At 37.8% G+C, this 16,397-nt stretch carries 13 protein-coding genes, 1 tRNA gene, 2 rRNA genes, 1 other RNA gene and 1 other annotated feature (1 of these 18 running past the window's edge); of the genes, 5 read left to right on the top strand and 12 right to left on the bottom strand.

Annotated features, from left to right (window positions below; translation table 11 throughout):
- Nucleotides 1-84 precede the first annotated feature (84 nt).
- An RNA gene (gene ffs / locus EJF36_RS00140) (signal recognition particle sRNA large type) lies at nucleotides 85-349 on the bottom strand.
- A gap of 264 nt (nucleotides 350-613) precedes the next feature.
- Complete coding sequence (gene tadA, locus EJF36_RS00135; RefSeq protein ID WP_125904457.1) at nucleotides 614-1,090, bottom strand: tRNA adenosine(34) deaminase TadA; 477 nt, start codon at nucleotides 1,088-1,090, stop codon at nucleotides 614-616.
- Nucleotides 1,091-1,258: 168 nt separating this feature from the next.
- Here tadA and EJF36_RS00130 point away from each other — a divergent pair, with 168 nt between their 5' ends.
- From EJF36_RS00130 to EJF36_RS00120, 3 genes are all read left to right on the top strand, one after another.
- Nucleotides 1,259-2,545 carry a glycoside hydrolase family 18 protein gene (locus EJF36_RS00130; protein ID WP_125904456.1) on the top strand — a complete coding sequence of 429 codons (1,287 nt, stop codon included), beginning with the start codon at nucleotides 1,259-1,261 and terminating at the stop codon, nucleotides 2,543-2,545.
- Nucleotides 2,546-3,001: 456 nt separating this feature from the next.
- The gene (locus EJF36_RS00125; protein WP_221760706.1) at nucleotides 3,002-3,652 is read left to right on the top strand and encodes a deoxynucleoside kinase; all 651 of its coding nucleotides are present in this window, start codon (nucleotides 3,002-3,004) and stop codon (nucleotides 3,650-3,652) included.
- Nucleotides 3,636-4,301, top strand: a complete 666-nt coding sequence (locus EJF36_RS00120; RefSeq protein WP_125904454.1) for a deoxynucleoside kinase — start codon at nucleotides 3,636-3,638, stop codon at nucleotides 4,299-4,301. The genes EJF36_RS00125 and EJF36_RS00120 overlap by 17 nt, the downstream gene beginning before the upstream one ends.
- A 96-nt stretch (nucleotides 4,302-4,397) precedes the next feature.
- Here the strand turns inward: EJF36_RS00120 and EJF36_RS00115 are convergent, their stop codons facing one another.
- A complete protein-coding gene (locus EJF36_RS00115; protein ID WP_125904453.1) occupies nucleotides 4,398-5,453 on the bottom strand; it encodes a glycoside hydrolase family 5 protein in 1,056 nt (351 codons plus the stop codon).
- A 176-nt stretch (nucleotides 5,454-5,629) separates the two neighbouring features.
- Complete coding sequence (locus EJF36_RS00110) at nucleotides 5,630-6,694, bottom strand: undecaprenyldiphospho-muramoylpentapeptide beta-N-acetylglucosaminyltransferase (RefSeq protein ID WP_125904452.1); 1,065 nt, start codon at nucleotides 6,692-6,694, stop codon at nucleotides 5,630-5,632.
- A 306-nt stretch (nucleotides 6,695-7,000) separates the two neighbouring features.
- Between EJF36_RS00110 and EJF36_RS00105 the strand changes: the two genes are divergently transcribed.
- Nucleotides 7,001-7,318: a hypothetical protein gene (locus tag EJF36_RS00105; RefSeq protein WP_125904451.1), complete on the top strand. Its 318-nt coding sequence runs from the start codon at nucleotides 7,001-7,003 to the stop codon at nucleotides 7,316-7,318.
- 114 nt (nucleotides 7,319-7,432) lie between these two features.
- On the opposite strand, the gene EJF36_RS00100 is transcribed toward EJF36_RS00105, so the two are convergent.
- The 6 genes from EJF36_RS00100 to guaB all read right to left on the bottom strand — a co-directional run bounded on the left by EJF36_RS00100 (nucleotide 7,433) and on the right by guaB (nucleotide 14,194).
- Nucleotides 7,433-7,525 (bottom strand) — tRNA-Ser (locus EJF36_RS00100).
- Between the two features lie 253 nt (nucleotides 7,526-7,778).
- Nucleotides 7,779-9,062: a serine--tRNA ligase gene (serS, locus tag EJF36_RS00095; protein ID WP_125904450.1), complete on the bottom strand. Its 1,284-nt coding sequence runs from the start codon at nucleotides 9,060-9,062 to the stop codon at nucleotides 7,779-7,781.
- A gap of 55 nt (nucleotides 9,063-9,117) precedes the next feature.
- Nucleotides 9,118-9,362, bottom strand: a binding site (T-box leader).
- A 49-nt stretch (nucleotides 9,363-9,411) separates the two neighbouring features.
- Nucleotides 9,412-9,993 carry a pyridoxal 5'-phosphate synthase glutaminase subunit PdxT gene (gene pdxT, locus EJF36_RS00090; RefSeq protein WP_125904449.1) on the bottom strand — a complete coding sequence of 194 codons (582 nt, stop codon included), beginning with the start codon at nucleotides 9,991-9,993 and terminating at the stop codon, nucleotides 9,412-9,414.
- A gap of 16 nt (nucleotides 9,994-10,009) precedes the next feature.
- Nucleotides 10,010-10,894 (bottom strand): pyridoxal 5'-phosphate synthase lyase subunit PdxS, encoded by an 885-nt coding sequence (gene pdxS, locus EJF36_RS00085; protein ID WP_125904448.1) that lies wholly within the window; start codon nucleotides 10,892-10,894, stop codon nucleotides 10,010-10,012.
- A 335-nt stretch (nucleotides 10,895-11,229) separates the two neighbouring features.
- Nucleotides 11,230-12,570, bottom strand: coding sequence for a D-alanyl-D-alanine carboxypeptidase family protein (locus EJF36_RS00080; protein WP_125908208.1), 1,341 nt, complete (start codon nucleotides 12,568-12,570; stop codon nucleotides 11,230-11,232).
- A gap of 157 nt (nucleotides 12,571-12,727) precedes the next feature.
- On the bottom strand, nucleotides 12,728-14,194 hold the full coding sequence (gene guaB, locus EJF36_RS00075) for an IMP dehydrogenase (RefSeq protein WP_125904447.1): 1,467 nt from the start codon (nucleotides 14,192-14,194) through the stop codon (nucleotides 12,728-12,730).
- A 122-nt stretch (nucleotides 14,195-14,316) separates the two neighbouring features.
- Between guaB and EJF36_RS00070 the strand changes: the two genes are divergently transcribed.
- The gene (locus tag EJF36_RS00070) at nucleotides 14,317-15,300 is read left to right on the top strand and encodes a YaaC family protein (protein ID WP_125904446.1); all 984 of its coding nucleotides are present in this window, start codon (nucleotides 14,317-14,319) and stop codon (nucleotides 15,298-15,300) included.
- Between the two features lie 432 nt (nucleotides 15,301-15,732).
- Here the strand turns inward: EJF36_RS00070 and rrf are convergent.
- Nucleotides 15,733-15,848: ribosomal RNA gene (gene rrf / locus EJF36_RS00065) — 5S ribosomal RNA — on the bottom strand.
- Nucleotides 15,849-15,926: 78 nt separating this feature from the next.
- Nucleotides 15,927-16,397: ribosomal RNA gene (locus EJF36_RS00060) — 23S ribosomal RNA — on the bottom strand (it continues 2,448 nt past the right edge of the window).

The following is a 16,397-nucleotide window of genomic DNA, read 5'->3' as shown; positions in this document are numbered from 1 at the left end:
ACAATTTAATTCATAGAACTGGTTTTAATAATAACAAAAAACTCACCTAGCATGTACTAGGTGAGTTTCTATGTAAGGTAAATGCCGTGCACCTTTCGTCGATATACCTTCAATGAGCGTTACGTAAGTATCTAGCTCAGTTCAGGCAACCCCGCGGCACATGGGAGTGTCCGCTTACTGCTGCTTCCTTCCGGACCTGACAGGGTTCACGGATTCCCATTGCGCGGGACCCGAACGTCAACACTATTTACTTACGGCAGACCTCACCAAGAGTAACCTCGGAAAGGGATTCGGCCTCGCTAGAGCGGATTGCGAGTACAGGGCACCGCTACCTCCCCGCTTAGCACGGCAAAGATGATACCAATTTTTAAGGCGTCATGTCCGACGCATTTATAAGTATATATGGTTTACATATAAAATGCAACGTTATACATACTGTAAACTTCTGGATATTACAAACCACTGATGTTATCACGCAATAGCGATACTCTGTTCGTTAAATCTAATCAGATAATGGGTCATCAAAATGCTATTATTGTACAGCCCTCAAATGCAATACTTCATACTAATGATCAATATTATGTTGAGAATACTCTTTAATATAGTTACTTCCCTAATTATTAGGTTTGTTTGCCTTCTTTTTCAAACGTAATTCTTTAAAAAAATCCTTTAAAAGCTGCGAACATTGTTCTTCACAAATGCCACTTAATACTTCAGCCTGATGATTAAACCTTTCATCACATAATAAATTCATAAATGTCCCAGCACAGCCTGCTTTAGGATCTGTTGCTCCGTATATAACACGCTCTACCCTCGACATAATAATAGCTCCTGCACACATAGGACATGGTTCAAGTGTTACATATAAGCTTGCTCCATCCAAACGCCAATACCCTGTTTTGTCACAAGCTTGCTCTATTGCGAGTACTTCTGCATGGGCAGTCGCCTGTTGTGTCGTTTCACGTAAGTTATGTGCACGTGCAATAACCTCTCCATTCAGGACTATAACAGCTCCTATGGGTACTTCTCCTTTTTCCCCAGCCTTTTTAGCTTCGTTTATGGCTTCATTCATATAATATATATCATTCATATATATACTCCCTTATGCTTCTGTAAAAAATTTTTTGAGGTATTAGCAACAACATCCCCGAGCCTTAACATTAGTGATAAGTTCACTCTATTATGTAAAAAATTAACATCCTTACATATAGTAGCACATACAATTAAAACAGATGAATAAAATCAAGGAGGGTTGTTTGTGCAAATTCATGTTATCGAGCCAGGTCAATCATTATTTACCATTGCACAAGCTTACAATACAACTGTCGAACAAATCGTGCAAGCGAACGAGTTAGAAAGTCCAGAACAGCTCGTTGTTGGGCAGGCACTTGTTATACCTATTGTAGGACAGTTTTATTTTGTTAAACCAGGAGATAGTTTATTTTCTATTGCAAGCCAATTTGGAATTTCGTATCAACAGCTTGCCCAAGTAAATCGAATCAATCCTAATCAACCATTAAGTCCAGGTATGCGTTTATATATCCCGCCAACTCCGAAGCGAGAGGCCGAGTTTATTGCTTATATTGAGCCTCGCGGCGAGACGGTTGCACCGGTTCTCGAACAAAGTGCTCGTACCCGTGCACCATATTTAACATACTTAGCACCGTTTAGTTTTCAAATCCAAAGAGACGGTTCATTAAAGGAACCACTATTAAACAACTTCCCACAGATCACTAAAGATAATAATGTCACATTAATGATGGTTATCACAAATATTGAAAATGACCAATTTAGTGATGAGCTTGGACGAATTGTATTAAATGATGAAAAAGTTCAACAAAACCTATTTGATAATATTGTAAGACTTGCTGAAAAATATGGATTTCGCGATATTCATTTTGATATGGAATACTTACGACCAGAAGATCGTGAGAAGTACAATGCATTTTTAAGAAAAGCTAAAGAAACATTTGGGGCAAAGGGATGGTTATTATCGACGGCTTTAGCCCCTAAAACCTCGGCTACACAAAAAGGCCCTTGGTATGAAGCGCATGATTACAAGGCGCACGGAGAAATAGTTGATTTTGTCGTAATTATGACATATGAGTGGGGATATAGTGGGGGACCAGCTCAACCTGTTTCTCCAATTGGGCCAGTACGAGAAGTTTTAGAGTATGCTTTAACAGAAATGCCTGGATCAAAAATAATGATGGGGCAAAACTTATATGGCTATGATTGGACACTTCCTTTTGTTCCAGGTGGAAAATATGCACGCGCCATAAGCCCGCAGCAAGCAATACGCATTGCATACGATAATAACGTACCTATTCGCTATGATAAAAAAGCTGAAGCACCTACCTTTACCTATACAGACCAAGAAGGAAAAAAACATGAGGTTTGGTTCGAAGATGCGAGAAGTATTCAAGCAAAATTCGACCTCGTAAAGGAGTTAGGTCTCAGAGGAGTAAGCTACTGGAAACTTGGACTTTCTTTCCCACAAAACTGGTTGCTTATTCAAGATAACTTTAATGTGAATAAGATATAATGGAAACCACGCTGTCGTATATATTTGCGGCAGCTTATTTCTTTTTCACAAAAGTAACTTGCATTTACAAAACATTGTTGAAGTTTTGAAGGTTTTACTTCATAGAATAAATCAACCTTTGAAAAACCGTTTTATTATTCTCAACAGAAGGTTTACGTATCACTCTATCCGCTTATTCCATGTTTTTTTAGCATACTAGCTATAAGAAACTTGCTAGATCATGAAGATAATTGTCATGTAGATGTGTGATACTATTTTTTCTAAAATAATTTTAAGACCTTCATATCCCCCACAACAGTGTAATAATTATACATATTTCCTTGAAATGGAAAGATTCTAATGTGTATTATACAAAAAAGGCGCCCCCAAATTGATTAGATTATGCTACAATATAAAAAGTCTGTCGAATAAAGAAGACTTTTATCACATTATGAATTCACGTCAAAGGGGGGAAACTTGGTGAGCAATTTTTTTATTGCGGTGGAAGGTCCAATTGGTGTTGGCAAATCATCACTAAGTTCTATGCTATCACGCACATTACATGCCAGTATTTTAAAAGAAATTGTATCAGAAAATCCTTTTTTACCCCTCTTTTATGAAAATATTGAAGAGTACAGCTTCCAAACAGAAATGTTCTTCCTATGTAACCGCGTAAAGCAGCTTGAAGATTTACATAAATTCAAGCTACAAAAGGGTATATCTGTTGTTTCTGACTATCATATAATGAAAAATCTCGTTTTTGCAAAATTAACATTAGATCAGTCAAAATATGAGAAATACGAAAAAGTATATCATATTTTAAGTGAAGATTTACCTAAACCTCATATGCTCATTTATTTAAATGCGACCACTGATACATTACTACGTCGTATTGCCATGAGAGGCAGAGACTTCGAAGCACAAATTGATGCAAGCTATTTACAACGTCTATCAAATGAATATATATCTGCAATAGAAATTTTCAAAAAGCATCATCCAGATACAATCGTCATCACGTTAGATGTTGATGATATAGATTTCGTACACAACAAACAAGATTATAACTTTATCTTACAAACGATAAAGAAATCAATGCCATTGGAGTGGAATCATGAAATTTGTTCATAACATACCAAAAAACGCTATTATAACATTGGCTGGAACAGTGGGAGTTGGAAAATCTACATTAACAACTCGTTTGTCTGAAGCAATTGACTTTAAACCAGCTTATGAAAGTGTACAAAACAATCCATATTTAGAAGATTACTATAAAGATTTTAAACGCTGGGCTTTTCATCTCCAAGTGTATTTCCTCGCAGAACGTTTTAAACAACAAAAAGAAATGGTAGCCTCTGGTGGTGGCTACGTACAAGACCGTAGTATCTTTGAGGACTATCAAATATTCGGTAAGCTACAATATGAGTCAGGTAACATGTCAGATAGAGACTTTCTTGCTTATTCCTCTATGTTTGAGGCAATGACAATGGACCCATATTTTCCGAAACCAGATCTTCTCATATATGTAAATGGATCTTTTGATAGCATTATAAATCGAATGCAGCAAAGAGGACGCCCTATGGAACTTGAAACTCCTGTATCGTACTGGGAGAATCTATATCAGCGTTATCAAACATGGATAAACAACTTCCAGCTTTGTCCTGTCCTACAGCTTGATATTGATTCATATGACTGTGAAGACCATGAATCTCTTCAAGAAATCGTCACTAGCATCTCAACCATGCTACAAAAACACACACGCATTCAAAGAGCTCGATAAGCATTGGTGTAAAAGAAGGTCTACTGTCAAACAAGGACAGTAGACCTTTTTTGTGATGCTACTATAAAATAATAATTCTTGTTATAAACGTCTTAATCATTCCTTTAGTGTACTTAAAATAAATTCACCAAATTCATTTGTCGCCTTGAAGTTTTTCTCAAACATTGGAGGTTCCCATGTATCATCGTACCAGCATGCAACCCACCCTATATTATGTTCATTCATAAAGTCCAAAAATGGTGCTCCAAACTCCTCCGTAGATCCAATTAAATATGTTTGTTTCGTCTCATTACGACTCACATTCATAAAACCCCACTCTGTTACAAGAACGGGATATGTTTCAGCCACTTCGCGTATATATACGTCCCATAATAACCTTGAACGGGAGGGGTAAACATGAGAAGTGTACGCAATATTCTTACTGTCTATAGGATTATCGAGTGCCCACGTAATATCAAATGAATAATCAATGCCACCAACAATAATGAGTTGGTCCGCGCCAGCTTTTCTAACGATTTGAACTATATCATTAGCATGCTTCTGCCATGTTTGCTCATTAATATCAGCAGGTTCATTATAAATTTCAAATATTACATGTGGTACATCTTTAAAATACGGAGCTACCTGCTCCCAAAATTGTATCGTTAAATCTAACGGATGCTCATCAATATCAGGTAATTGAGCACCTACTCCTGATTGTATATTCCCGATGTAATGCCAATCGATAATAACATACATCCCTAATTCTCCTGCCCATGCTACAATCTTATCAAGATAGCGCCATAAATAATCTTCATCATCGACCCAACGGTCTGGATGAACAGGAACACGAATAGTATTAGCACCTGTTTCTCTTATGTCCTCATACAGTTTCTTAGAAAAGAGATTTCTATTTTTTAAAACGGCAGGATCCTGGGCCATTAAACCTTTCATTTGAAATGGTTGACCATCTTCATCAACAATTCTATTATTAATAGTTTTAAGTGCAGTAGGATACTGCTCTATATTCTCTGAGCTAAAAACAGGTTTATGTTTTATAGGGAACGTTATCTTTCCATTCGGTGATACATATATAAGTAACATGAGAGCTATAACCAGTCCAAGAACACTGCCGAACATTACGAGTGAAAATTTTTTTAATTTACGTGACATTGTACTCACCCTCTAATTAGTGTTTTTTTAAAAGTATCATATTTTTAAAAAAAGTTAGCGAGATTTTAGGCAATGTTTGGAAAATTGTAGATTTTAACATAAATACAACACGAATATACTTTTCTATATGTCAAAAAAAAAAGAGCACTACAAGTTGTAGTAGCCCTCTCTGTTACTTATATCGATTCTATTTCAGTCACAAGTATTTGTAGTGCATCCCTTTGTGGTGAATTTCGCATACAGCCTTTAAACTGATCTTTATTTTCTTTAATAGTTGATAAAGCTTCGGTCAATGAATTTGAAGTAAGTTTTTCCTCTTCTAACGTTAGTGAATATCCTTTTTCCGCAAAAGACTTAGCATTCATAATTTGGTCGCCTCTACTTTGATTTAAGCCTAGCGGAATAATTACCATTGGTATTTGGAGCGCTAAAAACTCAAATATTGCATTTGAGCCACCTCTCGTAATTACATAGTCAGTTGCTGCTAAAATATCAGCTAACTCACCATGCACATATTCAAACTGCTTATATCCTCGCTGTGACATTAAACTCTCATCTAAGTTCCCTTTTCCACATAGGTGAACAATTTGATATGTATATAAGAGTTCAGGTAAAGATGCTCTCACTACTTCATTTATTTTTCTTGCACCAAGGCTGCCACCCATGATTGTAATAATCGGCTTTGCTTCTGTAAAATCTAAAAATTCCCGTGCCTTCTTATCATCTCCAGTTAATATCTCTTTCCTTATAGGAGATCCGATAACGGTTGTTTTACTAGCTGGGAAGTATTGTTTTGTTTCTTCAAAAGATGTGAAAATCTTTGTAGCAAATCGTTGCGATATTTTATTCGCTAACCCTGGTGTCATATCACTTTCATGGATAAATGTAGGGATATTTAATGATTTCGCAGCAATGATAACTGGGACTGAGACAAATCCTCCTTTTGAGAAGACCACATCAGGCTTTATTTTTTTAAGAATCCTTCTAGCGTCTAAACAGCCCTTTACTACGCGAAACATATCAACTACATTTTCAAAGTCTAAATACCTTCTGAGCTTTCCGCTACTTATTTCATAATACGGAATTTTAACTTTTTCAATCAATTCCCGCTCTATACCTTTTTTGGACCCTATGTAATGTATATTCCATGTATCTTTGTTTAACTCATTAATAATAGCTATATTGGGGGTTACGTGACCTGCTGTTCCGCCACCTGTAAATACAATTGTTTTCTTTTTCACTTTTTTAATACCTCCTGCCTTACATATCCTTTAATTATATGATGATTGCTACCAACTTACTAATGATTCGATATTTTTTTTAACATTTCAGCACATGCTCATTTCTTAAAATGACATATTTTAGTTGAGGACATGCATACATATTATTAATGCATAGCGTAAGACACATGTCGAATATGAACGTTAATTAAAAGACTAAGGTGAAAATATAACTAGCTTTCGGTATTCGTACTAAGTAATATAATACTTTAGCTTTAAGTTTTATCGATATTCACATAATACTACTTTTAAAAGGAGTTTATAAGTATGAGACTATCAAAAGGCATCTCAATCGCTTGTTTACTGTTGTTACTTTTTTCAACTGCCTATTTAGATGAACAAACAATGAGAATGATACCTGTATCAACATTCCCTGAAATGCAAGACACAAGCCTTGAAGTAAACAGTGAGCAAGCAAATAATTTACATATGGAACTCGAGTATAAGTTAATAAACATAGATGCCATCGACGGGTATCAAGTAGAAACGTACAGAGAGTACGAAATATATACAGACATCCGCGGAGAGATTATTAAAGAAGTACCTACGAATAACTTAGACTATATACGTTATAAGCTTAAGTAATTTCTGCAATACTTAAAAAAAAACCTGCTATAAAATAGCAGGTTTTTTGTATCTCCAAACATATATGCGCTTTTTTGGTTATACAAGTGATAACTTGTCGATGTAATATAATAATGGCGGAGGAAGAGGGATTCGAACCCCCGCGGGCTTTAACACCCCTGTCGGTTTTCAAGACCGATCCCTTCAGCCGGACTTGGGTATTCCTCCGTATCGACAAGATATAATATATCATATAGAAAAATAGCTTGTCAATAAAATCAGTATAATTTTGCTTAAGAAAAGCGCAAGCGCCTTGTTCAGCCACGACCAGCTTAAGACGGCCTCCACAGGAAGGGGCTTCCCTACGGAGGCGGACGGCTTAAGGGCTCGCGAGGCTAGACGCTGAAGCTAAACACTAATCAAGGCTATAAAACTTATACTTTCTATAACGTTTAGATCAAGGAGCTAAAGGCTCCTCCTCTTATTTATCCTTTGTTATAACTGTTTTACCACCCATATATGGTACAAGAACTTCCGGAATTACTACAGATCCATCAGCTTGCTGATAATTTTCTAAAATAGCCGCTACCGTTCGGCCGATAGCAAGACCAGATCCGTTTAATGTATGAACATGCTCTGGTTTAGCCTTTGGTTCTGGTCGGAAGCGAATACTCGCTCGTCTTGCTTGGAAGCCCTCAAAGTTACTGCAAGAAGAGATTTCACGATAAGTTTCATAGCTTGGAATCCATACTTCAAGATCATATTTTTTCGCAGCGGTAAAGCCTAAATCCGCTGTGCACATGCTTAAAACTCGGTATGGTAATTTTAGAAGCTGTAGCACCTTTTCAGCATGCCCAGTTAGTTTTTCAAGCTCTTCGTATGAATCCTCTGGGCGAACAAACTTCACTAGTTCTACTTTATTAAATTGATGCTGACGAATCAACCCTCTAGTATCACGTCCCGCTGAACCAGCCTCTGAGCGGAAGCATGCACTAAATGCAACATAATTCTTTGGCAGCTCCTCAGCAGTTAGGATTTCATCGCGGTGCAGATTCGTGACAGGAACCTCAGCGGTTGGAATTAGGAAGTAATCTACTTCTTGTAGCTTAAATGCGTCTTCTTCAAATTTCGGCAGTTGGCCTGTACCTGTCATGCTAGCACGGTTCACAATAAACGGTGGTAATACTTCTTCATACCCATGCTCGTCTACATGAAGATCAAGCATGAAATTATATAATGCACGCTCGAGACGTGCTCCTAACCCTTTGTAAAATACAAAACGACTACCTGTTACCTTGCCTGCACGTTCAAAATCTAAAATTCCTAATTCTTCAGCAATTTCCCAATGTGGTTTTGGTTCGAAATCAAAGCCTGGTGTATTTCCCCACTGTCTAACCTCCACATTATCATCTTCCGTTTCTCCAACAGGCACACTTTCATGTGGAATGTTTGGAATAGATAATAGTAACTGCTCGAGCGTAGCCTCTACTTCGCGAAGTTCTTCATCAAGTGTCTTAACTTTATCGCCTACTTGACGCATTTCTAATATTAAATGGTCGGCATCCTTCTTTTCGCGTTTCATGACAGCAATTTGTTGAGAAACTTCGTTCCTCTTACTTTTTAACTCCTCAACTTGAATGATAAGTTGTCGACGTTTTTCATCTAGTGCCTCAAATTTATCAAAATCAGTTAAATCTTCCCCACGATGTGCTAGCTTTTCCTTAATCTCTTGAAAATTCGTTCTAAGTAATTTAGCATCTAACATTTTTTTCATCTCCTTGTATATTTTCCTGAAAAACACAAAAACTCCCATCCCTAATAAAAGGGACGAGAGTTAACCCGCGTTGCCACCCTGCTTGCAGAATATCAGAATAATTCTACCGCTCACATACATAACGACTTGTACAAGCCGAAAATACTTACTAGCTGTCATAATATTACTTACAAAGACAACGTTCCGTATTTTGCTCAAGGATGGATTCACAAGGGCTGCCACCGATTCACACCAACCACCGGCTCTCTATAGACAAACTTACCTGTTACTATTTCCTATCAACGCTTTTTCATTATTTTATATAATAATGTACTACAAGTTTATCCGACAATCAATAGCCTTATGCAGATTCTTCTTCATGTACCATATTTATGAAGTACTGTGTCAAACGGTGATCATCTGTTAATTCTGGATGGAATGAACAACCTAGTAAATGTCCTTGTCTCGCAGCTACAATTCGATCATTATGTTTAGCAAGTATCTCTACATGTTCACTTGCCTCTACAATATGTGGTGCTCTAATAAACACGCCTACGAAGTCATCTGCTACTCCATGAATTAATAACTCAGCTTCAAAGCTCTCACGTTGACGACCAAATGAATTTCTCTCAACTGTAACATCAAAAACTCCAAGATGTGGTTCATCATATCCGACAATACGTTTGGCAAGCAAAATTAATCCTGCACATGTTCCGAACATAGGTTTCTTACTGTTAGCAAACTCGTTTAGTGGCTCCATAAACCCATATTTATCAATGAGACGACGCATTGTTGTACTTTCACCACCAGGTAAAATTAACCCGTCAATCTCTTCAAGCTGCTCAGGTCGCTTTATTGCTACGCCTTCTGCACCACATGCCTCGATGGAGCGTATATGCTCACGGACAGCACCTTGTAGTGCTAAAACACCAATTTTTATCATGAAAGACTACTCCTTCTTACCAGCCACGCTCTTGCATACGATGCTCTGGTAGAATTGATGCAATATCAATACCTTTCATAGCATTTCCTAAGCCTTTAGATAGGCTAGCAATAAGCTCATAGTCTTGATAGTGTGTTGTTGCTTCTACAATAGAGCGAGCAAACTTAGCTGGGTTGTCTGATTTAAAGATACCTGAACCTACAAATACGCCGTCTGCTCCTAATTGCATCATAAGTGCAGCATCAGCTGGTGTTGCTACTCCACCTGCTGCAAAGTTAACGACTGGTAATCGACCTAATTCTCTAATTTGAAGCATTAGTTCGAATGGCGCACCTAGTAATTTTGCTTCTGCCATTAATTCATCTTCACTCATACTCACTACTTTGCGAACTTGAGCATTTACTTTTCTCATATGGCGAACTGCCTCAACAATATTTCCTGTACCAGGCTCACCTTTCGTACGCAACATAGAAGCACCTTCGCCAATACGACGCAAAGCTTCACCAAGATCACGACATCCGCATACAAAAGGGACTGTGAAAGAACGCTTATCAATATGGAACTCTTCATCCGCAGGTGTTAGTACTTCACTTTCATCGATATAATCGATTCCTAACGTTTCTAACACACGTGCTTCTACAATATGTCCAATTCGACATTTTGCCATAACCGGAATACTAACGGCATTTACAACCTCTTCAGTGATTGTTGGATCAGCCATCCGTGATACACCACCAGCAGCTCTAATATCAGCTGGAACACGTTCAAGTGCCATAACAGCAACTGCGCCTGCTTCCTCAGCAATCTTAGCTTGCTCAGCGTTAATAACGTCCATAATAACGCCACCCTTTTGCATTTCAGCCATCCCACGTTTTACACGATCTGTTCCTGTTACTGCCATGTATAAATCCCCCTCTATAATATATGTACTGATTATTTACAATAAAAAAACATCTGTCCATTATTTTACCTTAAATTACGAAAAAAAACTAATACATATATTTTATTTTTTTAAAACCACTAAGAATAGTTGGTAAAATAGGACAATAATAATTCATTTATGATGAAAGACTTCTTCATTTTTAGTCAACCATACTTATCGTTCGGTACTAGGCATTCTTTATACATCTATATGTTAGATATACATTATACTAGTATTTTTCTTTAAGTTAACTCGTACTTAGAATTTAGATGTAGTATTTTTCTTATAAAAAAAAACTCCCATTTGGGAGTTTTTTAAGAGAATAATCCTTTTATCGAACCTGCAATTGTTGACCATAAGTCAGAGAAAAATCCACCAATAGCTCGCATTGATAATACGAACCAATTTGCTTTTTCAACAGAGTCTGTCGTTACAAGCCCGACCTTCATCTGAGATGCACCATCCTCGGTGATAAAGCCATAATCCTCTGTTCCTTCTGCTTCAATAGTCATATATCCTACTGTCGTACCTTCCTCAATTGGTGCCGTTAATTCACCATCTTCAGTAAGAAGGCTTTCGTCAATTACATAGACAGGTTTGTATTGGTCTTTTTCCCCTGCTTTTATAACCATTTTTATAGAATCGTTAGTTGCAATTTCAACTGTATCAGCCTTACCTTTTTCTACAGGTAATACTTCTGATCCTTCCATTTGATAATTAGCTGGAAATAGCTCTTCAACAGTATAATTACTAAATGCGTAGTTTAACATTTTGGCTGTTTCATCAAAACGTGCTAGGTACCGACTCGTTCCGGTCTTTTCAGTTTGAGCATCTAACACAACAGTAATAAATCGAATACCATTTCTCTCGGCTGTTGATGTAAAACATAGACCTGCGAAATTTGTATAGCCTGTTTTTAATCCATCTACCCCTTCATATCCTGCAACAAGACCTGGTAACATAAAGTTCCAGTTAGCCATATTTATCGCATCGTCTGTTCCCTCACGGAAAACTTTTTTAGGGATACTAGCTGTTTCAAGAATTTCTGGGTATTTGTCCAGCATAGCTTTTGCGAGCTTTGCAACTGATCTAGCAGACATTACATTTTCATCTGATTCACCAGTTCCAGCTGGATGTTGACCAAGTAAATCACTATTGTTAAGTCCTGTAGAGTTCACGAATTTAAAATCTTCTAAGCCTAATTCTTTTCCTTTTTCGTTCATCATCTGAACAAAGTTTGACTCAGAGCCAGCTAATGTTTCAGCAATAGCAATGGTTGCTCCATTAGCAGAATAGATTGCCATTGCTTCGTATAATTCTCTAATAGAGTATGTGCCATCTTTACGCAATGGAACATTTGATAAACCACGATTTTGAGAAATTCTATACACAAGATCTGTTACATTATACATTTGATCCCAAGAAACGCGACCTTCGTCAATCGCTTCAAGCAATAAATATTCCGTCATCATTTTTGTCATACTTGCAATGCCTAGCGGTCCATCTATATTTTTTTGATATAATATCTTTCCTGTACTAGCTTCAATTAATATAGCAGCCTTAGCGTTTATATCAAGAAAATCTGTTTCCTCCGCAGCCACACTATTATGAAATGGTATAAGAAGGAACGTACAGATCACGCTCAGAATAATCATTTTTTGCAGTCTTTTTAAAACCACTGTGTCAACCTCCACTTGTACTTTTTTCAAAGATTAGTATTTAATTTCTGTTCGTACATAAACTAGATTTTATCATACTATATGAAAAAAAAATAGACAGAGGTGTCCTCTGCCATGATTTGGAGCAATAGTCCTATTGTAGCGAATAATTAGGTGCTTCTTTAGTAATTTGAACATCATGAGGATGGCTTTCACGCAAACCTGCCCCGGTCATGCGTATGAATTGGGTATTCTCTCTCAGATTTTGAAGATCATCAGCACCACAATACCCCATACTGGATCGAAGGCCACCTATGAGCTGGTATAACGTATCCGCTAGAGGACCTTTATAAGGTAATCGCCCTTCAATACCTTCTGGAACGAATTTTTTGTTGTCTTCTTGGAAATAACGATCCTTACTACCTTTTTCCATAGCCGCTACAGAACCCATTCCACGATATACTTTAAAGCGTCTGCCTTGATATATTTCTGTTTCACCTGGACTTTCTGATACACCTGCAAGTAAGCTACCAAGCATAACCGCATGTCCACCAGCTGCTAGCGCCTTTGATATATCACCAGAATATTTTATACCACCATCAGCTATGATTGCTTTATTATATTTACGTGCCTCAGTAGCACAATCATAAATAGCCGTAATTTGTGGTACGCCTACTCCAGCTACTACACGCGTTGTACATATAGAACCAGGTCCAATGCCCACTTTTACGATATCGGCTCCTGCTTCAATCAAAGCTCTTGTCGCTTCAGCCGTAGCAACGTTCCCTGCAATAATGTTTAGACTAGGATATAGATTTCGAATTTTACTAACCATATCTAGAACACCTTGAGAATGTCCATGCGCAGTATCGATTACGATAACATCGGTTTGAGCTTGAACAAGCTTCTCTACTCGCATCAATGTGTCCGCACCAATTCCTACTGCAGCTCCACAAAGTAACCTACCTTGGGCATCTTTAGCTGAATTGGGGAACTCAATGACCTTTTCAATATCTTTTATGGTTATTAGCCCTTTTAAGACATTGTTCTCATCCACTAAAGGTAGTTTTTCGATTTTATATTTTTGAAGAATCTTTTCTGCCTGCTCTAAAGTCGTTCCAACTGGAGCAGTTACTAAATGATCCTTTGTCATTACTTCTTCAATTTTTATTGAGTAGTCTTGAATAAAACGAAGGTCACGATTCGTAATAATTCCTACCAGCTTTTGCTCACTTTCACTATTAACAATTGGAACACCTGAAATCCGATACTTACCCATTAAATGCTCCGCATCAAATACTTGTTGATCAGGAGTTAAGAAAAATGGATCTGTAATTACTCCACTTTCACTTCTTTTAACTTTGTCTACTTGCTCTGCTTGTTGCTCAATAGACATGTTCTTGTGTATTATTCCTAGACCACCTTGTCGGGCCATGGCAATTGCTAATTCTGCTTCCGTAACAGTATCCATCCCTGCACTAATTATAGGGATGTTAAGCTTTAAAGTCGTTGTCAACTCTACTTGAATATTAACATCTCTTGGTAGCACAGTTGAGTGAGCTGGTACTAGCAATACATCATCAAACGTTAAGCCTTCTTTAGCAAACTTTGTTTCCCACATTTTAAATATGACCCCCATTACCTGACTAAATATTATTAGTAGAGTAACAGTAGCAGATTATTGTGTCAAGATTGAATAAAGTTATCCACTACGCAAAAAATAAAGCATATGGAGGGATCACTTTGATATCACTTGATCGACTATGGAAAACATACACATCTTTCCACTCAACTAGTATTACACAGCAACTGCTTAATAAGCTATATACTAGCAATAATATCCATGACGGAAGCAGAAAAAGCTATGATAACAGTTATGCCTTTATTTATTATTTAAAACATGGACAAAGTTATTATGAAACAGCTATTCATGCACCATTATCTATTAAACCGATGCTACTTTTTTACGGTATGGTTCAACTACTCAAAGCCTGCTTATTAACAGTAGATCCTACATATCCTGAATCTACCTCTGTTTTGGCTCATGGAGTATCCACGCGAAAAAGAAAAAAACAAGGCTATGAATTTTTAGATGATGAAGTTAAAATTCAAAAAAATGGTCTGTTCACACATTTTTCTGAAAAGATGTTCCATGTGAAACATCTTGAAGGAGAAAAATTCTCTATGGACCTGCTTCTCAGACAAATACCTGAAATAAACCATTTATTCTCATTATCCAATAGACAAACTGCGCTAGTACGAATCGGCTCTTTTAAAGACTTGACATTTAACTTCCCACAACAGTTACTGGATACATATCATATGACCCAGTCACGATTCGAATCGTTCATAAACAAAGAAGTTCCATTTACACTAAAACCTATTAATAATAAAAATTTGTCATTTACAATAGATTCGCCACAAAATGTACATATGTATGCCTGTTTTCCAATGTGTATACACCTATATGAACAAGCATTTTATTGGCCTATCCATAGGGAGCATCTATTACCTATTTCCGAAATAATGGCTCATTATCTCATATTATATAATTTAAGCATGATTTGTAGGTACGAAACCGAATGGTGGAATGAAGCACTACACACACATTCAAATAGTGATTACCCATTTATTTACCAATTTTTATCTATAACAGTAGAAAAAATACCATTTCTTATTCTCCATTATCTACTCGATCGTTGGGATGAACAATCTCACCTAGATTAAAAATTTTAATATATAATACGTTTTCACATACCTTTTGGGCATTACGAATACTCCTGTTTTTTGAAAAATTCCTTTTTAGGATAATACAGGAGGGTTATAAATCTTTTATCTCTTTACTCTAACACTTCTATTACTTGGTGCTTACACAGAATACATTGGCCTCTGCGTTCGCCACACGACGTGGTGAGTGCAGAGGGACTAATTCCTTCCCAACAACTACCTATCGCCCCGTTAATCTCTTCGTCAGCCGCAGTCGTTCACTGCTCGTCGGACGTATCATACACTCCGCTGCTCTCTCCTTTGCTTCCTCATCCTTCTTGCTCCTCGTGTCTCTCGCTTAATTGTATGTACTTCTATCTTCTCTTTCGACCTCATGGTCGACTGTTTCTTAAAAACATAAAAGCGAGTAACCTATTGGCTACTCGCTTGTTTGCTTGGCGACGTCCTACTCTCACAGGGGCAATGCCCCAACTACCATCGGCGCTGAAGAGCTTAACTTCCGTGTTCGGGATGGGAACGGGTGTGACCTCTTCGCCATCGTCACCAAACTATACAATTTTATATAGGGATTGTTCCCTCAAAACTAGATAACGATAATACAACAACTGATGTTTGTGCGTCGACTTTTGGTTAAGTCTTCGATCGATTAGTATTCGTCAGCTCCACGTGTCACCACGCTTCCACCTCGAACCTATCTACCTTGTCATCTTCAAGGGATCTTAGAATGGGAAATCTCATCTTGAGGGGGGCTTCATGCTTAGATGCTTTCAGCACTTATCCCGTCCGCACATAGCTACCCAGCGATGCCTTTGGCAAGACAACTGGTACACCAGCGGTGCGTCCATCCCGGTCCTCTCGTACTAAGGACAGCTCCTCTCAAATTTCCTACGCCCACGACGGATAGGGACCGAACTGTCTCACGACGTTCTGAACCCAGCTCGCGTACCGCTTTAATGGGCGAACAGCCCAACCCTTGGGACCGACTACAGCCCCAGGATGCGATGAGCCGACATCGAGGTGCCAAACCTCCCCGTCGATGTGGACTCTTGGGGGAGATAAGCCTGTTATCCCCGGGGTAGCTTTTATCCGTTGAGCGA

Origin of the sequence: Bacillus sp. HMF5848 (assembly GCF_003944835.1) — a bacterium.
GTDB lineage: Bacteria > Bacillota > Bacilli > Bacillales > HMF5848 > HMF5848.
The sequence above is the reverse complement of the archived record's forward strand: the minus strand, read 5'-3'. Positions and strand labels throughout refer to the sequence as shown.

What these genes read in the sequence shown, in the direction of transcription:
- tadA (WP_125904457.1), bottom strand. Translation starts at nt 1,090, where the DNA reads ATGAATGATATATATTATATGAATGAAGCCATAAACGAAGCTAAAAAG.
- EJF36_RS00120 (WP_125904454.1), top strand. Translation starts at nt 3,636, where the DNA reads ATGAAATTTGTTCATAACATACCAAAAAACGCTATTATAACATTGGCT.
- EJF36_RS00115 (WP_125904453.1), bottom strand. Translation starts at nt 5,453, where the DNA reads ATGTCACGTAAATTAAAAAAATTTTCACTCGTAATGTTCGGCAGTGTT.
- EJF36_RS00105 (WP_125904451.1), top strand. Translation starts at nt 7,001, where the DNA reads ATGAGACTATCAAAAGGCATCTCAATCGCTTGTTTACTGTTGTTACTT.
- serS (WP_125904450.1), bottom strand. Translation starts at nt 9,062, where the DNA reads ATGTTAGATGCTAAATTACTTAGAACGAATTTTCAAGAGATTAAGGAA.
- pdxT (WP_125904449.1), bottom strand. Translation starts at nt 9,993, where the DNA reads ATGATAAAAATTGGTGTTTTAGCACTACAAGGTGCTGTCCGTGAGCAT.
- pdxS (WP_125904448.1), bottom strand. Translation starts at nt 10,894, where the DNA reads ATGGCAGTAACAGGAACAGATCGTGTAAAACGTGGGATGGCTGAAATG.
- EJF36_RS00080 (WP_125908208.1), bottom strand. Translation starts at nt 12,570, where the DNA reads ATGATTATTCTGAGCGTGATCTGTACGTTCCTTCTTATACCATTTCAT.
- guaB (WP_125904447.1), bottom strand. Translation starts at nt 14,194, where the DNA reads ATGTGGGAAACAAAGTTTGCTAAAGAAGGCTTAACGTTTGATGATGTA.